Genomic DNA, 18,692 nt, shown 5'->3' with positions numbered 1-18,692 from the left:
GATCACCCCCCTCTGATCGGAGAATGTCATGATGGTTGATTTTCATGCGATAGGCCTGGTGGTCATCGCGTTGGCGGGTTCGGCGTTGGCCGATGACAGCTTCACCCCGGCCGACCTGGGCGGCAAGCTCACGCCGTTTGGCGCGATAGTCGCGGGCAACGCCGCGGGCACGATCCCGGCGTACGACGGTGGTTTGAAAGTGCCTGCAGGCCTGGTGCCCGGCGATGGGAACTGGCCCAACCCGTTCGCCAATGAAAAACCACGCTTGCGCATCACGGCGGCCAACGCCGATCAGTACGCCGACCAATTGGCGGCCGGGCAATTGCAACTGCTCAAGCAGAACCCCGACACCTATTATCTCGAGGTGTACCCCACGCACCGGACGGCGGCCTTTCCGGCTGACTTTCTGGCCGCCACCCAGCGCAACGCCAGCCGCAAGGAATGCAAAACCGAAAACGACGGTCTGTCGATCAGCGAAGGCTGCCGTGGCGGCCTGCCATTCCCGTTGCCGCGTGACGGTCGGGAGTTGATGTGGAATTACATCCTCAACTACCAGGGCGTGAATGGCTGGGACTGGAACCACAGTGCCTACGTGGTCAACGAAGGCCATGCGACGCTGACCAACACCAACCAGTCCACCGGCGAAAAACCTTTCTACCAATTGGAGGTGCCAGGGCGCGATCCGAAAATCGCCCAGCGTATCTGGTCGCGCATTGTCGCGCCGGCTCGCACCGCCGGGCAGGCATCCGGGTATTGGGATTACCTCGACCCGGTCGCCGACGCCCGATACGCCTGGAGCTACAGCACCGGCCAGCGCCGTGTGCGCAAGGCCCCGGAGTTCAATTACGACACCCCCAACTCGGCGTTCGGCGGGGTGGCGTTCTACGACGAAATCTTCCTGTTCTCCGGGAAGATGGACCGCTTCGACTGGAAGCTGGTGGGCAAGAAGGAAATGTTCATTCCCTACAGCAACTACACGCTGAAATGGGGTTGCGACATGGACAAGAAGCTCATGCCCAAACACATCAACCCCGCTTGTGAGCGTTGGGAGCTGCACCGCGTCTGGGTGGTGGAAGCGACCCGCAAGGACGGGGTGCGCCACGCGCAAAAGAAACGTCGCTACTACATCGACGAGGACACCTACGGCGCTGCGGTCTACGACGCCTGGGACGACAGCGGTGCGCTGTTCCGCACCGGCTCTCAGTACAACATCGAGGCCTACGGCATTCCCAACAATCCGCAACAGGATTCCTACTCGCTGTACGACTTCACCCGTGACCAATACGGCATGTTCGGCAATGGCCCGACGCGCTACCGAAAGGCACCGGTGGCTGAGCGTGAAGCCAACCCGCAGACCATCGCCGGGGGGCAGACCCGCTGACGTCATGCTCCTTTTCGGCGTTCGCCACGGGCGCCGATTTTTTTTATCCGTCCCGAGATTCCTTTATGAGCGAGATCCTGAAACGTCTAGCCGGCAAAATCTGTGTGATCACCGGCGCAGGCAGCGGCATTGGCCGTGCCTCGGCACTGCGTTTTGCCAGGGAAGGCGCCACGGTGGTGGTCACCGATCTTTACGCTGAATCGGCGCAGGCCGTGGCAGCGGAAATCGGTGCCAACGCCCTGGCCTTGCAGGTGGACGTCGGTGATGAAGACGCCTTGCGGCAGATGATTGAGCAGACCGTCCAGACCTTCGGTTGGATCGACGTGCTGTTCAACAACGCCGTGTACCGAAACCCGGCCACCACGCGCGATATCGACTTCATCAACTTCAACACCGAGCTGTTCCACAACTGCATGCGTGTCAACGTGCTGGGCGGTGTGCTGGCGTGCAAATACGCCTTGCCGCACATGCTCGCCCAGGGCAGTGGCTCGATTTTGTTCACCTCGTCCACCAGCTCGATTGCCGGTGAGATATCCCAGTTCAGCTACGGCGCCTCCAAGGCCGCGCTCAACTGGTACGTGCAAAGCATTGCCGCCACCTTCGGTAAGCGCGGCATTCGTTGCAATGGCATTTTACCGGGGGTGATTCGCACGCCTGCCATGGAAAGCTGGGCCAACGAGGCCATGAAGGCCGCCTTTCTCGATCTGCAAAACGTACCGCAACTGGGCGAGCCGGAAGATATCGCCGCCATGGCTGCTTTCCTCGCCAGCGACGACGCGGCCTATGTCAACGGCACGCTGATGCGCGTGGACGGCGGCATGAGCTGCGGCACGCCGATGGTGCCGGTGGTGCGTAATTTCCTGCTGCCCAAAGCCTCGGTCTGATGCCGATCCATTCACTGCACTGGAGCCCGTTTCATGGCACTCGAACAGGAACGCTTCATCCTCGACATGCTGGCCGCCTGGGGCGATGGCAGCGACGGCAGCCGCCCCGATATCGACCGCATCATGGCCACCTTCGCCGACAACGCCGTCTGGCAACTGTGGGTGCCGGGTGGCCCGGTGATCCGCGGGCATGCTGCGTTGCGTCGCGAGATCGAGCGGCAGATGAGTTATGTCACGCATAACCGCTGCACCACGCGCCACATTGTCTCTTCCGAGCGCGTGGTGATGACCGAGCGCGACGATTACTGCGTCAGCAATGGCATCCCCATGCCGCACTCGATGGTGGCGGTGTATGAGCTGGATGAAAACGGGCTCATCTGTGCCTGGCGCGAGTACCTGGACACCGCCGACCTTGCCAGGAAAAAAGGGTGCCGCTGGAACAGGTGGGCGGGCCTGGCGCTGGAGTGACCGACACCCATTGAAAACGGCGCTGGTCATCAGCGCCTGATGAGGACCTTGTATGTCAACAACAATAAATGCGACCTGTGATCCGCTCGAAGAAAAGCTGCGTACCTTTGTCGAAGGGCTGCTGGGTGGGAAAGTCACTGCCATGCAACGCCTGCCGCGCTGGCGCCCGGCCTGGAACCTTGAACTGCAACGCGAGGGCGAAACCCTTCAACTGCACATTCGTGGCGAGCGCGGGGGGGATGTCAGTCCATTTCCGGAGCTACGCCGGGAAGCGGATATTCTCACTGTGCTCGATCAGCAAGGCGTGCCGGTACCGCGTATCTACGGTTTCTGCGAAGATCCGCAGGCCATCGTGATGCAGTGGGTGCCGGGGAGTCGTGATGTCAGCACCGCGCAGAGCGATGCCGAACGCCATGGGGTCGCACGCCAGTGGGTCGACGCCATGGCACGCATGCATCAATTGCCGCTGCAACCCTTTGTCGAGCAGGGTATTGATCTCCCAACAGGTGCCGAGGACATGACCTTGGCAGGCCTGGAGGCCTATTACCCGCTGTACGCGCGTAATAAAACCAAGCCGCAACCGCTGGCCGAATTCGCCCTCGGTTGGCTGCGCCGCAACGTGCCACGGCACCGCACCCGGCCTGCTTTCGTTCAGTATGACTCGGGGCAATTCCTGTTCGAGAACGGCCAGGTGCTTGGCCTCTATGATTTTGAATTCGCCATGATCGGCGATCCCCTGGCCGACCTGGCTTCGGCGCGCATGCGCGACAATTATGAGCCGCTCGGGGACAGTTTCGCGGCCCTGTATCGCTACTACCAGCAAGTGACCGGTGAACCGGCGGACCCCGATGTCGTGCGTTATCACACCGCCCTGTTTGCCACCGTCAGCACGATGCAGTTCTCGGCGTCGGTGGCTACGCCACAACCGGGTGACCCCCATGACACCTACGCCGAGTTTGACCTCGCCCTGCGCCGGGTGGTGGTGCATGCGCTGGCCGAAGCCATGGGGGTCGCTCTGCAAACGCCGACACTGGACATTGTCAGCAGTGGCCCGAATGCAGCGTTGCTGACCATGCTCGCCGATGCCCTGGCACAGGTGGAAGTGAGCAGTGACTTCCAGAAGACTAAACTGCGCGCAGTGAGCAAATTGGTGGAATACCTGGGTCGTGGTGATGCCATGGAGTTGCACTTGCGCGAGCTGGAACAACAAGAAGCGCAAGACCTGCTGGACCGCACCTTCAGTGGCTACAACGAGATCGATGCAGCGCTGGAGGCCTTTGTCAAAAGCGCCGGGCCCGAATACGACGAGCCCTTGCTGCGCCTGTTCATGGCGCAAATCGAGCGCCGCGTCCTGGTCTATGGCAGCACCGCCATTGGCGCCTCCGCCAGCCACATCGACCTGCCGCCTGTCATCTGACGCGCTGAAACCTTCCTCGTCCGGTGATCGGTCACCGGACCCTCGTTTTGGGAGTCCCTATGCCTGTTCCTAATAATGCCTTCGCGCATCGGTATGGCCCATGGGCCGTGATTGCCGGCGCCTCCCATGGCTTGGGCGCCGCGTTCGCCCGTTCACTGGCCGAGCGTGGCCTCAACTGCGTGCTGGTGGCGCGCCGTGGTAACGCGCTGGCGCAATTGAAAAGCGAATTGGAGCAACGGTACGCCATCGATGTGCTGGTGGTGACCCAAGACCTTGCTCATCCGAATGCCTGCGAGCAATTGATGGCGGCTGTGGGTGAACGGCAAGTCGGTCTGTTCATTTACAACGCTGGCGGTGACCCTTACATCACACGCTTCCTCGACACCTCGGTTGAGGACTGGGGCGCCTTGCTGCGCCTCAATTGCTCGACCGTGATGCAATGCAGCCATGCCTTTGGTGCCGCCATGCTGGCGCGCGGACAGGGCGGATTGCTGCTGGTGGGTTCCCAGGCTGCATTGGGCGGTATTCGCAAACTGGCGATGTACGCCGCCACCAAGGGGTTCGCATTGAATCTCGGCGAGTCGTTATGGGCCGAGTGGAAAGACCGTGGCGTGGATGTGCTCAACCTGCTCATCGGCACCGTCGACACACCGACCATGCGTGATGCCATGGTCAAGTTGAACATTCCCGACGCTCTGACCATGACCTTGCCCCAGGCTGAAGACCTGGCGCTCCTGGCGCTTGAGGAACTGGGCAATGGCCCGACGCTGATCCATCCCGAAGACATCCTCGCCCAGGGCGCGGATACACCCGGTGCGGCACGTCGTGCCCATGTGCTGGGCAAGAGCGCGCAAGCGGCTGTGTTTATCGGCAACGACTGAGGTCACCCCCATGAAAGGTTTTGATAACGCAGAATTCAAACGCGGGTGGCAAGTGCTGATCCTGGCCCTGATCGGCGTCGCGACCAGTTCCAGTTCGTTGCTGCTGTACAGCTTCAGTTCCATGGTCATTCCTCTGGAACAGGCCATGGGCTGGGGCAGGGCAGAGTTGCAGGCAGCGATCACCGCGCTGTCGCTGGGCACCATTGTCGCGTCGCAGTTGGCGGGCTGGCTGAACTTGCGATATGGCCTGCGCCGGGTCACGTTGCTGTCGCTGCTGGCGCTGTCCCTGAGTGTCTTCACCCTGACCTGTATCAACGGTTCGATCTGGACCCTCTACCTGGGGTTTTTCCTGGTGCCGCTAGCCGGGCTGGGTACATTGCAGGTGACCTGGTCGCACCTGGTCAACTTGTGGTTCGAGGAAAACCGTGGCCTGGCGCTGGCGATCATCCTCAGCGGCTCCGGGCTGGCCGCCATCATGCTGCCGCTGGTTACCGCCTGGGCGATCGGCCGCTGGAATTGGCAGGCCGGTTTCCTGGCGCTGGGCGTATTGCCGGTGCTGCTGGCGTTGCCCTTGGCACTGCGGTGGTTATTACCGACGGCCAATGTCAGCCACAACACCACACAACTCCCAGCCGCCAACGGACAAGCTGGAGGGCTGTTACTGCGGGAGGCGCTGCGTTCATGGCGGTTCTGGGTTTGCAACCTGTCGATGACCTTGGTGGTTTCCTGCGTGGTGGGCATGGTCACCAATATCGTGCCGTTGCTGCAGGACAGAGGCCTGAGCGCCTTGCAGGCCAGCCAGGTTTTCAGCAGTTTTGGCGTGTCGCTGATTCTTGGCCGGCTGCTGGTGGGCTACCTGATTGACCGGTTGTGGGCGCCCGGCGTCGCCTCTTTGGCGCTGCTGATGCCGGCATTTGCCTGCGGCATTTTCGCCTATGGGGATTCCAGTATTGCGCTGTACATCCTCGCCACGTTGCTGGTGGGCGTGGGGGCGGGTGCCGAGTTCGATATCGCGGCATTCCTGATCGCCCGCTATTTCGGTATGCGTGACTACGGCCGCTTGTTTGGTGCCCACCTGGGCCTGATTACCGCCGGTGCCGCGATCTCACCGTTACTGTTCGCGGGGTTGTTCAAGCTCACCGGTGGCTACTCGGCCATGCTGCTGTTGAGTTCCATCTGCTTTGTCGTCGGGCCCTTGCTACTCCTGACGCTGGGTGGGTACCCGCGTTATCAGGTCGAGCCATTGAGGAGCAGTTAAACGCGGCGCTTAAGTAAATATGGACAGATAATAGAAAAATGTTCAATTATTGCTCGGGTGCAGCCTGACAATAAAACAGACAAGGAGAATGCCATGCGTGCCGCAATCATTTCCGAGCGCAATGCACCGCCAGTCGTCGGTGAGTTTCGTGAGCCGCAATCGCAAGACGGCGCAGTCCTGATCGATGTCGATACCGCCGGCCTGGGCGGCTGGGATGTCCTCGGCGCGTACCGACTCGGGGTTGAATACCCCTGTGTCATTCGCGGCGAAGGCGTGGGCCGGGCACCGGATGGTCGCCGGGTGTATTTCGGCGAGCGCTCGGTGTTGCCGTTTGGTGCCTGGGCAGAGCGCACCCTGGTGCCGCAAGCCGAGGTATGGAATGTGCCGGACGACGTCGACGATAAAACCGCGATCAGCATGGGCATCGCCGCTACCGGTGCCATCGTGCCGCTGGAAAAAGCCGCGATCCAGAAAGGTGAAAAGGTCCTGATACTGGGCGCCACCGGCACCCTCGGCCAGATTGCCCTGCAATTGGCGCGTGGCATGGGGGCTGGCAAAGTGGTCGGTGCTGCACGGTCGGGCGAAGCGCTGGGCCGTTTGAAGTCGCGGGGCCTGGCCGACGCTGTGGTGACGCTGGGTGGCAGCGATGATGTGGCTGCACTGAAGGATGCGGCCGATGGCGGATTTGATGTGGTGCTTGACCTCGTGTGCGGTCAACCCATGTTGACCTCCCTGAAAGCCACCAATTGGGGGGCGCGGATCATGACCATTGGCACGGGAGCCGGTCGCCAGCTCAATCTGGATATTGCCGATCTGTTGTTTCGCAACTTGTCGTGCATTGGCACGGGTCAACGCCCGCCCGCAGACCGTGAGCAGATCTGGCTCCGACTGCTGAAGATCGCCAAAGAGCAGCAGATCCAGGTGGATTACCTTGATTACACCCTCGACCAGGCGGCTGAAGCCTGGGCCGCGCAGGTCAATGGGCCACACGCCAAAATCACCGCCAAGATTCATCGCTGAAGCCATGAGCGCGAAAAGGGCGTCCTTGTCAGGGCGCCTGTCAGCGCTGGCGCTGGTGGCGAAACTCCTCGGGTGTGACACCGAGTTCTTTACGGAATGCGGCACTGAAGGCGGCGGCATTGTTGAAGCCGGCCTGATAGGCAACCTGTTTGATCAGCAGTCGTGAGTCGGCCAATAGCGCCACGGCTTTTTGCAGGCGACTTTGCGCGGCGTACTGACGCAAGGTCATGCCGGTGGTGTTTTTGCAGCGACTGGACAGCGTTCGCAGCGGCAGTTGGCAGGCCTGCGCCAGGTGGCCGAGGGAGCGGCCCTCATCGCTGGCGCTGTCGAGCAGCTCGCGCAGAATGTTGAGTTGACGAGGGCTGAGTTTTTCCGCGCTGTGCGAGGAGTGGACGGCATCGTCGTCCGCGTCGATGAACTCGCGACGCAGGTCCAGGGCGATGCTGGTGAGCAGGCACTCGGTTTGCAGTTCGCTGGCAAAACCGGGGTGGGCCACCTCTTCGGCCAGACGCTGCAGGGAGGCGTGCAGGTAACCGCTTTGCAGGTTGAGCATGGCTTCGCTGACGCCGTCTTGCCAATTCCAGCGATAGCTGCCCAGGACGCCGAGGGAGGAGGGATCGAACAGGCAGACCAGCGCTTTTTGCTCGCTGGCCGCGTGACGCAGGTGAAATTCGGTGCCGCGGGGAATGAATAATAGATTACCCAGGGGGTGGAATCGATGCGCGCCGTGGCTGGGGAAACTGCCGAAGTTAGGCTTGGTCTGGGCACTGGTCGGCAGCATCAGGCGTAACAGGCAACTGTCGCCGGTTTCGATCAAGGCGGTGCCCGTGTTGGACCACTGCGCGTGTTCAACCCGGATGTCGAAGCCTTGTCTGGCCAATGAAGCTTCAGTCAGGAAATTACCCGACGCTTCGCAGTCGTACTCGCTGTAGTGGATCGCGTTCATGGTTCAACCTTCAGCCATTTTTATTATTGGCGCTGAAATTCGAAAGATAACGATACGTCAGGGAGTTACCCGGCTTTGAGTGTACCCAGCGCGTGAGCCGAGCTGTTTCACATATTCAGGTGACAGGTATCAGAAAATCCGATGACGAAAGGCAAAGATATTTCCATGCGTCAACTGCGCTATTTCGTTGCCGCCGCCGACGCGGGCCAGTTTTCCCAAGCGGCGCTCAAGGCGCATGTCTCGCAGTCGGCGATTACTGCGGCGGTGCTGCACCTGGAGCAGTCCATGGGCGTCAGCCTGTTCGACCGTTTACCTCATGGCGTGACACTGACCGCTGAGGGCAACAAGTTTGCCCAGCATGCGCGGCACATCCTCGACACCTTGCAGGATGCCCTCAGTGAACCGCTGTTTCTCGGCCACACCATGCAGGGGACCGTGCGCATCGGCGCCTCCTACACGGTGCTGGGTTACTTTCTGCCTGCGCTGCTGGCACGCTTCAAGCGTAGCTACCCTCAGGTCGAGATCGACCTGATCGATATGAACCGCCAGAGCATTGAGGAGGCCCTGGGCAATGGCGACCTCGATCTCGGCCTGACGATCGTCTCCAACACACCGAACCTCGACGGATTTGCTCACCATGTGCTGGTCCGTTCCCGCCGCCAACTCTGGTTGGCCAGCCAGCACCCGTTGATGGCTGCCACCTCGATCAATCTCGAGGACGTCGCCGGGCATGCCTATATCCTCCCCACGGTGGATGAGGGAGAGGCGTCGACCTTGCGCTATTGGGAATCCCGTGGGCTGGCCCCCAAGGTAGCTTTTCGCTCCTCTTCCATGGAGGCGTTGCGCGGGTTGGTGGCGCATGGCTTCGGTGTGACCATTCTCTCGGACATGCTCTACCGGGCCTGGTCACTGGAAGGCAAGAAAATTGAGATCCGGCCGCTGGTGGATGTGATTCCACCCATGGAACTGGGGCTGATCTGGCTGCCGGATAACCGGTTGTCGGCGCCGGCCCAGGCGTTCCGGCAGTTCCTGATCATGGCCTGCGCCTCGTAGCCGCTACCGGCAGGTGGCTGTTCTAGTCGTTCACTCAATAATTAAATGAACACTTAATTAAAATGTGTCTATATAGTTGGCGATGCATTTATACCCTCAAATCGATCCGGAGCCCCTGCCAATGGGGCGTTCGGTCTGCTGGCTCATTACAACAAGGAGAACGCCATGCTGATTGATGTCCACGCCCACTTGCTGACCGAGGGCATGTTGAACCGCCATGAGTTCTGGGGGCCGTTCATGAAGGTCCAGGGGCTGACCGTGGGGCATTTTTCCCTCGGTACCAAACAACCGGCCAAAGCGGCTACGGATGCCGAAGCGCAGGCCAATCTCCTGGCGCGCATGACCCACGCCAGCCGTCGAAAGCTGATGGACGAGCGGGGTGTCGACAAACTGGTGATGTCCACGCCGTCCCACTGCTTCATGTACTGGGCGGGGGACTTCGCCAATGAGTACGCAAGCATCTGCAACGATGAATTATCCGCGTTTTGCCGGGCCGACCCCGACCATTTCGATTTCTGGTGCCATGCCAACCTGGCGGACCCGCAAAACGCGGCCAAGGAGATCGAGCGCGCCGTGACTCAGCTAGGCGCCAAGGGTGTCTGCGTGGGTGGGGCTAATTTCAATGGTTTGGAGGCTCACGATGAGCGCTTGTTTCCTGTCTGGGAAAAGCTGACCCAGCTGGATGTGCCGATTATGGTGCACGGCTTCAACCAGTCGATCTATTGGGGCGAGAAACATACGCAAGACAAATTCGAAACGACGTCGATCGTGGGCGACTGTGTCGATGAAACACTGTTTTTCTGGTACCTGATCTGCGGCGGCGCGCTGGATGTGTTTCCGACCCTGAAAACCTACATCACCCATGCCGGCGGTATGGCGGTGTTCCAGTTGGGGCGCCTGAGCGAACTGAACCGGGCCATGGCGCCGGACTCGCGCAACCAGCGGCCATTGATGGATTACCTGCCGAACTTTTACTTCGATCTCGACGTTCATGCTCCGGGCTTGCGTCGTGGTGTCGCCGAAGTGGTGGGCGCGCAGCGTCTGTTGTACGGCACCAACTTCGGCGGTGCCTACGACCATGGCGATCTGACCGAAGGCATCGGCTTATCCACTGAGGACCGCGAGCGGATTCGCAGTGGTAACGCGATTGAACTGCTCAAGCTGACGGTGCCGGCCAGCACTGACCGGATATTGACGCCGTGATGGAATAGCCTGCCAGGCATGGCCGCCAGGCGGCCATGCCTGTGTTATTCGCTGGCAGCGTTACGCGCCGCGATGGCAGCGGCAAAATCGCGCTTGAGGGTTGGGAAGTAGGCAATCTGTCCGCCCATGCCACCGGCAATGTCGATCGAGGCGGCGCTGATGAAGCTGGCATATTCACTGGCCAGGAACAGCGCCATGCCGGCCACGTCTTCAGGTTTGCCGTAACGCCCGAGCGGTACGACTTTCATCACCATGGCGTCGAATTCCTCGCGACTGACGCCCGGGCCCATTTCCTTGTAGTGGCGATCCCACTGACCGGTATCGATCCAGCCCATGTTCAGGCTGTTGACCAGGATATTGTCCTTGGGCAGGGACATGCCCAAGGAGCGGGAGAGGGCGATGCACGAGGCGCGGTTGATCACCGAGGGAATTCCGTCGGGCGTCGGAATCGCGCCGGCCAGGGCATTGATCTCAATGATCCGCCCCCAGCGCTGTTCACGCATGAACGGCACCACGGCCTGAACGAACCGGAAATGCCCCATCTGCAGAATGTTGGCATGTTCGAGGATGGCTTCCGGCGTCAGGGTCTCTAGATTGCCGCCACGCCCTTGACCGGCGTTGTTCACCAGCACATCGACACCGCCCCAGGCCTGTGCAACTTCAGCCACGAATGCTTTGACCCCCTCGCTGTCGGTCACGTCGACAGCCCGGGCAATGACCGCTTGGGCGTGTTGCGAGAGCTCCTTTGCGGCTTCGTGGACGGCAGTCTCGCTGCGGGCACAAATCGCTACCCGTGCGCCTTCGGCCGCGAAAGCCCGGGCAATGGCCAGGCCAATGCCCCGCGAAGCGCCCGTGATGATCACGCGTTTGGCACTCAAATCAATGTTCATGGTGGCTCCTCTTGTTTTTATCTGCCGCTGCGATGGCCGTTTTTTGCTGGGGAACATCCCAAATTCACTGGGTTTTCCGGAGCTATTGAAAGCTGAAAGAGGAAAAGCGTCAAAGACTATTTGAACGTTTATAGATTTTGTGTGCAGTATTATTCCTGGCATCGCCTGTGGCTGAAATCGGTATCCCAAGGAAGTCGATCGATAATTCTGTATATAGAATTGAAATCTTTATGTGGAATTTTTGGTTCTTATCCGTTACGGTAACTTCAGCTGAGGAGGGAAGCGGTCCTGGAGCGTGCCAGGCCTCCGTGAGCGGACTGTCCAGGCGGGACTTGCAACGATCCTGTGAGGTTTCGCAGATTGTTGGAAGGACTGTTTGAACGCACTAAACGACTGAAAATAAAAATAAAAGGTAGTGTGTATGAAAGAGAAGACCAAACAGGGTCGGCGGGTGCTGACTCAAGGTGCGCTGACACTGTTGATGGTTGGCGGCGCACAGGTTTCGATGGCGGCCTCGTTCGACATGTCGAACCCGGACTACCGTGTGCGTTGGGACAATACGGTCCGTTACAACCTCGGGATGCGCACCGACAGTCAAGACAGCCACATCATGAACACGCCGAACTACGACGAGTCGGACGGCAAGTTCGATAAAGGCGATATCGTGACAAATCGCCTCGATCTGTTGAGTGAGTTCGACCTTTCCTACCTCAACGAATGGGGAGGGCGACTCAGTGCCGCCGCCTGGTTTGACCAGGCTTATCACGACGACTCGGTGACCAGTAACATTCCCGGCTACGCGACCAGCTATCACAACAATAAGTACAGCGATGAAGTGGATCGCTACATGAACGGACCGTCGGGCGAGATCCTCGATGCGTTCGTCTGGCGCAACTTCAACATCGGCGACACGCCAGTCAACGTGAAAGTCGGTCGCCATACCAACTATTGGGGCGAGGGCCTGCTCTTCGGCGCCCACTCCGTGTCTTACTCGCAAGCCCCGAGCGATGGCGTGAAGGCGTCAACCAGCCCAGGTATCGAAACCAAGGAAGTGTTCCTGCCCGTCGGACAAGTGTCGGCCAAAGCGCAGGTCACCGACCGACTCTCCCTTGCCGCTCAGTACTTCTATGAATGGGAACCGACCCGGATTCCATTCGGCGGCACCTATTTCGGTGGCGCCGACCCTCTGTTCGAAGGTCCGGACCAATTGCCGGTGGCTGCCAATGGGGCAACGTTGCAGCGTCAGGATTCGCGCTTCGGGCGTGACGGCAAGAACTGGGGCGTGATGGGTAAGCTCAACGTCGAAGAAATCGAATCGACCTTTGGCGCCTACTATCGTCAGTTCGATGACTACCAGCCTTGGCTGGCACCGCAGGTCAAAGCGGCATCGGGCTCCTATCGGGTGGTCTACCCACGCGGCGTGAAACTCGCTGGTGTCAGTTTTGCCCGGGTCTTCAACACCGTGGCGGTAGGGACCGAGTTGTCCTATCGCATGGGCGGCGCGTTGAATGCCACCGGTGTCAGTGCCCTGGATGATGAAGGCCCTCGCGGCGATACGATCCACTTCATCGCCAACGCTGTCTACGGCGTACCGCGTAACTTCATTTCGGACAACGCCACGCTGGTCGGTGAGTTCGCCTACAGTCATTTGCAACGGGTGACCGAACACGAAGAACTGTACAAGGGCGTCGGTACGGCGGCCTGTACCAATGCCAGGACTCCCGGCATTCCTGATTCGGGCAGCGAAGCCGATGGCTGTTCGTCGAAGAACTACTACGCCGTCGCCGTCAACTATACGCCACAGTACATTTCCATCTTTCCGTCCTGGGATCTGGATGTTCCATTGACCGTCAACTACGGTCTGCATGGCAACGCACCGACTGCCGGTGGTGGGAACGAGGGAGCGCTGTCCTATTCGATCGGGCTGAAGGCAACTTACGCGCAACTCTATGAGTTCGGGTTGCGCTATGCCGACACCCGGGCTCAACCCAAGCACCTGGCGAACGGGACCGTGGCGGGTAACGGGCCCGTGGGCGGCACCGACCGCGGCTGGCTGGCGTTTACCTTCAAGACCTCCTTCTGACAAATACAACAAGAATCGGAGAATGTGTTCATGAAACGACAACTTGCCCTATCCATTGCCCTGATGAGCATGGCGACCTACACCCTGGCGGCAGGCGGTGACGCCTCGGAACTGGGCAAAAGCCTTACCCCGTTCGGGGCGATCAAGGCAGGTAACGCCGAAGGTACGATTCCTGCCTATGATGGCGGCTTGACCAAGGCACCGGCCGGCTTCGTAGCGGATAGCGGGTTCTGGGTCGACCCGTTCAAGGACGAGAAACCACTGTTTCGCATTGATGCCAAAAACGTTGACCAGTACGGGGACAAGCTCAGTGAAGGGCAAAAGGCCCTGATCAAGAAATACCCGACCTACTACATCGACGTTTACCCAAGCCACCGTACGGCGGCCTATCCTCAGGCGGTACTTGACGCCACCATGCGCAACGCCACCAGCTGTCAGATCCAAAAGGACGGGTTGGCAGTCGATCCGGCCTGCCGTGGCGGCTTGCCGTTCCCGATTCCGAAAACCGGCAACGAAGTGATGTGGAACCAGCAGGTGCGTTACAAGATCGGCACCGGCTACTCGACCACGTCTTCTTCCAATAGCTGGGTAGTCGATGCGAACGGCTCGATTACCAAGACCGCTGAACAGGCGACCTTCGAGGAAACCCCTTATTACCAGGTGACTCAGCAGGATCGCGACCCATTGATGTATGCCCGGGTGTTCTCGCGCAATGACTATCCGGCGCGACGTTCTGGTGAAGTGGTGGTACTGACCGACTTCCTCGATCCGTTGGCCAAGGCGCGTCGTTCGTTCAGTTATTCCCCAGGCCAGCGCCGGGTAAAACTGGCGCCGGAATTCGCCTTCGACACGCCGGTCGCCAGCCAGGGCGGTGTGACGCTGTTCGACGAGCTGCAAATGTTCTCCGGCAGCCAGGACCGGTTCGACTACAAACTGGTCGGCCGCAAGGAGATGTACATCCCTTACAACGCCTACAAGTTCTATTTCGGCGTTGGCAAGCAGGAAGATCAGTTCATGCCGCACCACGCCAATCCGGCGAACGAGCGTTGGGAACTGCATCGGGTCTGGGTCGTCGAGGCGACGTTGAAGCCGGGCATGCGTCACGTCTACAGCAAGCGCACCTACTATCTGGATGAAGATACCTTCGGCGTAGGCCTGTATGACGCCTGGGACAAGAGCGGCGCCTTGTATCGCTCGATCTTCCTCAGCGGTGTCCAGCTCTACGACAAGAACATCCCCTACAACGTGAAGAACGTCGTTTATGACTTCAACAAAGGCATGTATGCGTTGCTCAACGATGGTTTGAAGGGCGGCTACAAATTCGTCGACAAACCACTTTCCGAGCGTGACATGAACCCTGAAGCCATTGTGGCCCGGGTGACTCAGCGCTGACGTGATCTCGCCTGTTCTGCGTGCCGGTTTGCGCATCAAGCCTGGCAGGCAGAGCGGGTGGGTTCGCCACGTGGGATGGTTAAGGAATAAAAATAATGACTGGCCCTTGCCCTGCTTCTTTTTTCCGCTCCACGACGCGCCTGCTGCTGGCTGTCGCGCTGATCGTCGGTGCGAGTCCGTGGGTGACGACGCCTGCCTATAGCGCGGTCGCGTCCTCCGCCGACTCGCTGGACGTGCCGGCGCAGCGGGTGGATGAACGTCTGCCCGCACCCTTGCTGTCGGTCGCCAGGGCTGGCAACGCGATGATCGGCGTCGGTCTGCACGGGCTGATCCAGCGTTCCACCGATGACGGCCGGACCTGGCGGCAGGTCGACAGCCCGGTTTCCAGCGATCTGGTGCAAGTACGCTTTCGCGATGAGCGCAATGGCTGGGTCGTCGGTCACGATGCCTTGGTCATGCGCACCACCGATGGCGGCGACAGCTGGCAGGTGCAACTTGACGGGCGCCGCCTGTTGACGTTGCTCAACGCCTACTACGGCCCGCGGGCCGAAAAAGGCGATGAAGCCGCAGCCCTGGTGCTCAGGGAGGTTGCCATGGCCGCCAGCACTTCGGCGACGCCGGACGTGTTGGCCGCACCGTTTCTGGATGTGATGTTCAATGAACACGGCAGCGGGTTTGTCGTGGGGGCCTTCGGCATGTTGTTGCACAGCGCTGATAACGGCCAGAGCTGGGAACCATGGATCGAGCGCAGCGACAACGATCGACGCATGCACCTGTATGGCCTGGCGCAGCACGCTGGCGCTTTTTATATCGCGGGTGAACAGGGCCTGTTGTTGCGCCTGGACGGTCAGCAACAGCGTTTCGTGAAAATCGATACGCCCTATACCGGTACCTACTTTGGCGTTCGTGCCTTCGATCATCTACTGCTGGCTTACGGACTGCGCGGCAATCTGTTGGCCAGCCGTGATGACGGCCAGCAGTGGCAGCCCGTGGAGACCCGGCTCAATAGCAGCCTGGTCAGTATCGTCGAGCAGGGCAACGCCTTGATCGTCGTAAGCCAGGGGGGGCAATTGGTCAGTGTCGATCGGCAGAGTTTGCAGGTCAGCCCGTTGACCGATGCGCGGGTAGGCGAGGTGTATGCAGCCACCGCCACCAAACAGGCTGGGAGCCTGGTCGTCACGCGCTTCAGCGGCGCGAAGGTCATCGATATCGCCCCGGCCAACTAACGCCGCCGGCACGATTCCCCTACGAGAAAGAAAAAATGGTCGAGCAAAAATTCAACAGCGGGATGCCAGTGATTGCCAACCTGGAGGACTTTGACAAGCACTCCGGTGGCTGGTTTGAACGGGTCATTTTCCGTCATCGCATGGTCGTCATCGTTGCCTGCTTGCTCGCCACGGTCGTGCTGGGCTTCTTTGCTACCCAGCTGCAGGTGAATGCCAGCTTCGAGAAAATGATTCCCAGCTCCAGCCCGTACATCAAGAATTACCTGGCCTATAAAAACCAGTTACCAGGCCTGGGCAACAGCATTCGCGTGGTGGTGGAAAACAAGACCGGTGACATCTACGACGCTGACTACTTGCTGGCCCTGCAGAAGGTCAACGACACCCTGTACCTGATTCCGGGTATCGACCGTTCCTGGATGAAGTCGCTGTGGATGCCCATCGTTCGCTGGAAAGAAGTGACGGAGGAGGGCATCGATGGCGGTGCGGTGATGCCAGCCGATTACGACGGCAGCGACAAGTCGATAAAGGCGCTGCGCCGCAACATCATGCGCGCCGGCATTATCGGCAACCTGGTGGCCAACGACGGCCGGTCGAGCATGATTGTCGCGCCACTGCTCGATACTCATCCGCAGACCGGGAAACCCCTGGACTACGGTGATTTTTCCAAGCAACTGGAAGCACAGATTCGCTCGCTGGAAAGCGACAAGGTGGGCATTCACATTGTCGGTTTCAGCAAGCTGGTCGGTGACCTGATCGACGGCCTGTATTCGGTGATGCTGTTCTTTGGCACCTCGGTGGTGATCGCCGGCCTGTTCGTCTACTGCTATACCCGCTGCCTGCGCAGCACCCTGTTGCTGGTGAGCGTGGCGGTGGCCGGTGTGGTGTGGCTGTTGGGTTTGATGCAGATCCTCGGCTACGAGCTGGATCCGTATTCGATTCTGGTGCCGTTCCTGATTTTTGCCATCGGCATTTCCCATGGCACGCAGAAGATGAACGGCATCCTCCAGGATATTGGCCGGGGCACTCATAAGTATGTGGCCGCGCGATACACCTTCCGCCGTTTGTTCCTCACCGGCCTTACCGCGCTACTGACCAATATCGTCGGTTTTGCCGTGCTGGTGATCATTGATATCCCGGTGATCCGCGACCTGGCCCTGACCACCAGCATCGGTGTGGCGGTGTTGATTTTCACCAAGCTGCTGCTGATTCCGGTGGCGCTGTCATACCTGGGTGTGAGTGAAAAAGCCGCGCGTATCGCCATCGCCAAAGACCAGGCCGATGAAGCCAGCCGAGGTTTGCTTGGGCATATCTGGCGTGGTCTCGACCGCTTCACCGAACGGCCGGCGGCCACGGCAGTCATTGCCTTGTCGCTGTTGGTGACCCTGCTGGGCAGCGTGGTGATGATGCATCTCAAGGTGGGCGACCTGGACCCCGGTGCACCCGAGTTGCGCGCGGACTCACGCTATAACCGTGACAACGCCTACATCACCAGCCATTACGGACTTTCCAGTGACCAGTTCGTGGTCATCATGAAGACCAACGAAGACAGCTGCCGTCTGTACCAGTCGCTGCAAAGCATGGACAAACTGGCCTGGCGCCTGCGCCAGACGCCGGGCGTGCAAACCACCCAATCGCTGGCCGAAACCGTGCGGATGATCAGCTCCGGCATGGCCGAAGGCAGCCCGAAATGGTTGAGCATCAGCCGTGACCAGGCGATCACCAACTCGGCGGTGGACGCGGCGATGATTTCCGCCCCCGGCATCACCAACCAGCAATGCTCGGTGACGCCATTGATTGCCTACCTGGCAGACCACAAGGCCGATACCCTGAGCCGGGTATTGAAGGTCTCCGAGGCGTTCGCCAAGGAAAACAACACCGCCGCCGGCGCCGAGCAGCCGGTGGAATTCCTGCTGGCCGCGGGTAACGCCGGCATCGAGGCCGCCACCAACATCGAGGTTGAGAAGGGCATCATCACGATGTACCTGGCTGTGTATGGCGCCACGGCCTTGCTCTGCCTGCTGACGTTCCGCAGTTGGCGTGCAACGCTGGTGGCGCTGATTCCGCTGCTGATGACCACGATCATCTGCAAGGCGCTAATGGTCTGGTTGGGCATCGGCCTGAAAGTGGCCACCTTGCCGGTCATCGCCGTGGGTGTCGGGGTCGGTGTCGATTACGCGTTGTACCTGCTGAGCGTGCAACTGGCGGTGCAGGCGCGAGGTGGCAGCCTGGCTGTCGCTTATCGCCGCTCGCTGGATTTCACTGGCCGTGTCGTCGCCCTGGTGGGCCTGACCATGGCCGCGGGGGTGATTACCTGGGCCTGGTCGCCGATCAAGTTCCAGGCGGACATGGGCATTCTGCTGACCTTCATGTTCCTGTGGAACATGCTCGGTGCGCTGGTGTTGATCCCGGCCCTGTCACATTACCTGCTCAACCCCAAGGGCAACTCCAAGGCCGGAGTGACGCTTGACCTTGAAGACGCCCGCGCGCAGCAGGAACCGCGTAAGGCCGCGACCAGTGCACCAACACACTCATTGACTGAGCTCGCCTTACCCCGGCGTGCCCGCTGACTAATGGCCGGGCCCAGGCCCTG

Annotated in this window: 14 protein-coding genes and 1 pseudogene; 13 read left to right on the top strand and 2 right to left on the bottom strand. The window is 60.1% G+C overall.

The genetic code is table 11. From position 1 onward, the window contains the following. Positions 1–28: 28 nt before the first annotated feature. From P2T68_RS24735 to P2T68_RS24705, 7 genes and pseudogenes are all read left to right on the top strand, one after another. On the top strand, positions 29–1,381 hold the full coding sequence (locus P2T68_RS24735) for a DUF1329 domain-containing protein (protein ID WP_014338780.1): 1,353 nt from the start codon (positions 29–31) through the stop codon (positions 1,379–1,381). Positions 1,382–1,446: 65 nt separating this feature from the next. After that, on the top strand, positions 1,447–2,265 hold the full coding sequence (locus P2T68_RS24730; protein WP_014338781.1) for an SDR family NAD(P)-dependent oxidoreductase: 819 nt from the start codon (positions 1,447–1,449) through the stop codon (positions 2,263–2,265). Between the two features lie 33 nt (positions 2,266–2,298). Continuing rightward, positions 2,299–2,747, top strand: a pseudogene (locus tag P2T68_RS24725) (nuclear transport factor 2 family protein). 38 nt (positions 2,748–2,785) lie between these two features. After that, entirely contained in the window at positions 2,786–4,150 is a 1,365-nt protein-coding gene (locus P2T68_RS24720; RefSeq protein WP_014338783.1) for a phosphotransferase family protein, read from the top strand. A 59-nt stretch (positions 4,151–4,209) separates the two neighbouring features. Further along, the gene (locus tag P2T68_RS24715; protein ID WP_034114521.1) at positions 4,210–5,031 is read left to right on the top strand and encodes an SDR family NAD(P)-dependent oxidoreductase; all 822 of its coding nucleotides are present in this window, start codon (positions 4,210–4,212) and stop codon (positions 5,029–5,031) included. A 10-nt stretch (positions 5,032–5,041) separates the two neighbouring features. After that, complete coding sequence (locus P2T68_RS24710; RefSeq protein WP_102617437.1) at positions 5,042–6,289, top strand: MFS transporter; 1,248 nt, start codon at positions 5,042–5,044, stop codon at positions 6,287–6,289. Positions 6,290–6,382: 93 nt separating this feature from the next. Beyond that, a complete protein-coding gene (locus P2T68_RS24705; RefSeq protein WP_014338786.1) occupies positions 6,383–7,309 on the top strand; it encodes a zinc-binding dehydrogenase in 927 nt (308 codons plus the stop codon). A gap of 40 nt (positions 7,310–7,349) precedes the next feature. Here P2T68_RS24705 and P2T68_RS24700 read toward each other — a convergent pair whose 3' ends face one another. Then, positions 7,350–8,255: an AraC family transcriptional regulator gene (locus P2T68_RS24700; RefSeq protein ID WP_034114517.1), complete on the bottom strand. Its 906-nt coding sequence runs from the start codon at positions 8,253–8,255 to the stop codon at positions 7,350–7,352. A gap of 141 nt (positions 8,256–8,396) precedes the next feature. Here P2T68_RS24700 and P2T68_RS24695 point away from each other — a divergent pair, with 141 nt between their 5' ends. Next, entirely contained in the window at positions 8,397–9,308 is a 912-nt protein-coding gene (locus P2T68_RS24695; RefSeq protein WP_277378426.1) for a LysR family transcriptional regulator, read from the top strand. Positions 9,309–9,473: 165 nt separating this feature from the next. Then, entirely contained in the window at positions 9,474–10,511 is a 1,038-nt protein-coding gene (locus tag P2T68_RS24690; RefSeq protein WP_014338789.1) for an amidohydrolase family protein, read from the top strand. Positions 10,512–10,555: 44 nt separating this feature from the next. Here P2T68_RS24690 and P2T68_RS24685 read toward each other — a convergent pair whose 3' ends face one another. Continuing rightward, the gene (locus tag P2T68_RS24685) at positions 10,556–11,401 is read right to left on the bottom strand and encodes an SDR family oxidoreductase (RefSeq protein ID WP_014338790.1); all 846 of its coding nucleotides are present in this window, start codon (positions 11,399–11,401) and stop codon (positions 10,556–10,558) included. A 421-nt stretch (positions 11,402–11,822) separates the two neighbouring features. On the opposite strand from P2T68_RS24685, the gene P2T68_RS24680 reads away from it, so the two are divergent. The 4 genes from P2T68_RS24680 (at position 11,823) to P2T68_RS24665 (ending at position 18,669) form a co-directional block, all read left to right on the top strand. Further along, positions 11,823–13,484, top strand: a complete 1,662-nt coding sequence (locus P2T68_RS24680) for a DUF1302 family protein (RefSeq protein ID WP_014338791.1) — start codon at positions 11,823–11,825, stop codon at positions 13,482–13,484. 30 nt (positions 13,485–13,514) lie between these two features. Beyond that, positions 13,515–14,876 carry a DUF1329 domain-containing protein gene (locus P2T68_RS24675; RefSeq protein WP_034114512.1) on the top strand — a complete coding sequence of 454 codons (1,362 nt, stop codon included), beginning with the start codon at positions 13,515–13,517 and terminating at the stop codon, positions 14,874–14,876. 95 nt (positions 14,877–14,971) lie between these two features. Further along, positions 14,972–16,102, top strand: a complete 1,131-nt coding sequence (locus tag P2T68_RS24670; protein ID WP_014338793.1) for a YCF48-related protein — start codon at positions 14,972–14,974, stop codon at positions 16,100–16,102. Between the two features lie 35 nt (positions 16,103–16,137). After that, entirely contained in the window at positions 16,138–18,669 is a 2,532-nt protein-coding gene (locus tag P2T68_RS24665; protein WP_014338794.1) for an MMPL family transporter, read from the top strand. Positions 18,670–18,692: the final 23 nt, after the last annotated feature.

The organism is Pseudomonas sp. G11, assembly GCF_029457515.1.
Lineage (GTDB): Bacteria > Pseudomonadota > Gammaproteobacteria > Pseudomonadales > Pseudomonadaceae > Aquipseudomonas > Aquipseudomonas gorinensis.
Note: the sequence above shows the minus strand (reverse complement) of the source record. Positions and strands in the feature narration are given on the sequence as shown.

Excerpts from the sequence above, each read along its gene's own strand:
- P2T68_RS24735 (WP_014338780.1), top strand. The coding sequence starts at position 29 with ATGATGGTTGATTTTCATGCGATAGGCCTGGTGGTCATCGCGTTGGCG.
- P2T68_RS24730 (WP_014338781.1), top strand. The coding sequence starts at position 1,447 with ATGAGCGAGATCCTGAAACGTCTAGCCGGCAAAATCTGTGTGATCACC.
- P2T68_RS24720 (WP_014338783.1), top strand. The coding sequence starts at position 2,786 with ATGTCAACAACAATAAATGCGACCTGTGATCCGCTCGAAGAAAAGCTG.
- P2T68_RS24715 (WP_034114521.1), top strand. The coding sequence starts at position 4,210 with ATGCCTGTTCCTAATAATGCCTTCGCGCATCGGTATGGCCCATGGGCC.
- P2T68_RS24710 (WP_102617437.1), top strand. The coding sequence starts at position 5,042 with ATGAAAGGTTTTGATAACGCAGAATTCAAACGCGGGTGGCAAGTGCTG.
- P2T68_RS24705 (WP_014338786.1), top strand. The coding sequence starts at position 6,383 with ATGCGTGCCGCAATCATTTCCGAGCGCAATGCACCGCCAGTCGTCGGT.
- P2T68_RS24700 (WP_034114517.1), bottom strand. The coding sequence starts at position 8,255 with ATGAACGCGATCCACTACAGCGAGTACGACTGCGAAGCGTCGGGTAAT.
- P2T68_RS24695 (WP_277378426.1), top strand. The coding sequence starts at position 8,397 with ATGACGAAAGGCAAAGATATTTCCATGCGTCAACTGCGCTATTTCGTT.
- P2T68_RS24690 (WP_014338789.1), top strand. The coding sequence starts at position 9,474 with ATGCTGATTGATGTCCACGCCCACTTGCTGACCGAGGGCATGTTGAAC.
- P2T68_RS24685 (WP_014338790.1), bottom strand. The coding sequence starts at position 11,401 with ATGAACATTGATTTGAGTGCCAAACGCGTGATCATCACGGGCGCTTCG.
- P2T68_RS24680 (WP_014338791.1), top strand. The coding sequence starts at position 11,823 with ATGAAAGAGAAGACCAAACAGGGTCGGCGGGTGCTGACTCAAGGTGCG.
- P2T68_RS24675 (WP_034114512.1), top strand. The coding sequence starts at position 13,515 with ATGAAACGACAACTTGCCCTATCCATTGCCCTGATGAGCATGGCGACC.
- P2T68_RS24670 (WP_014338793.1), top strand. The coding sequence starts at position 14,972 with ATGACTGGCCCTTGCCCTGCTTCTTTTTTCCGCTCCACGACGCGCCTG.
- P2T68_RS24665 (WP_014338794.1), top strand. The coding sequence starts at position 16,138 with ATGGTCGAGCAAAAATTCAACAGCGGGATGCCAGTGATTGCCAACCTG.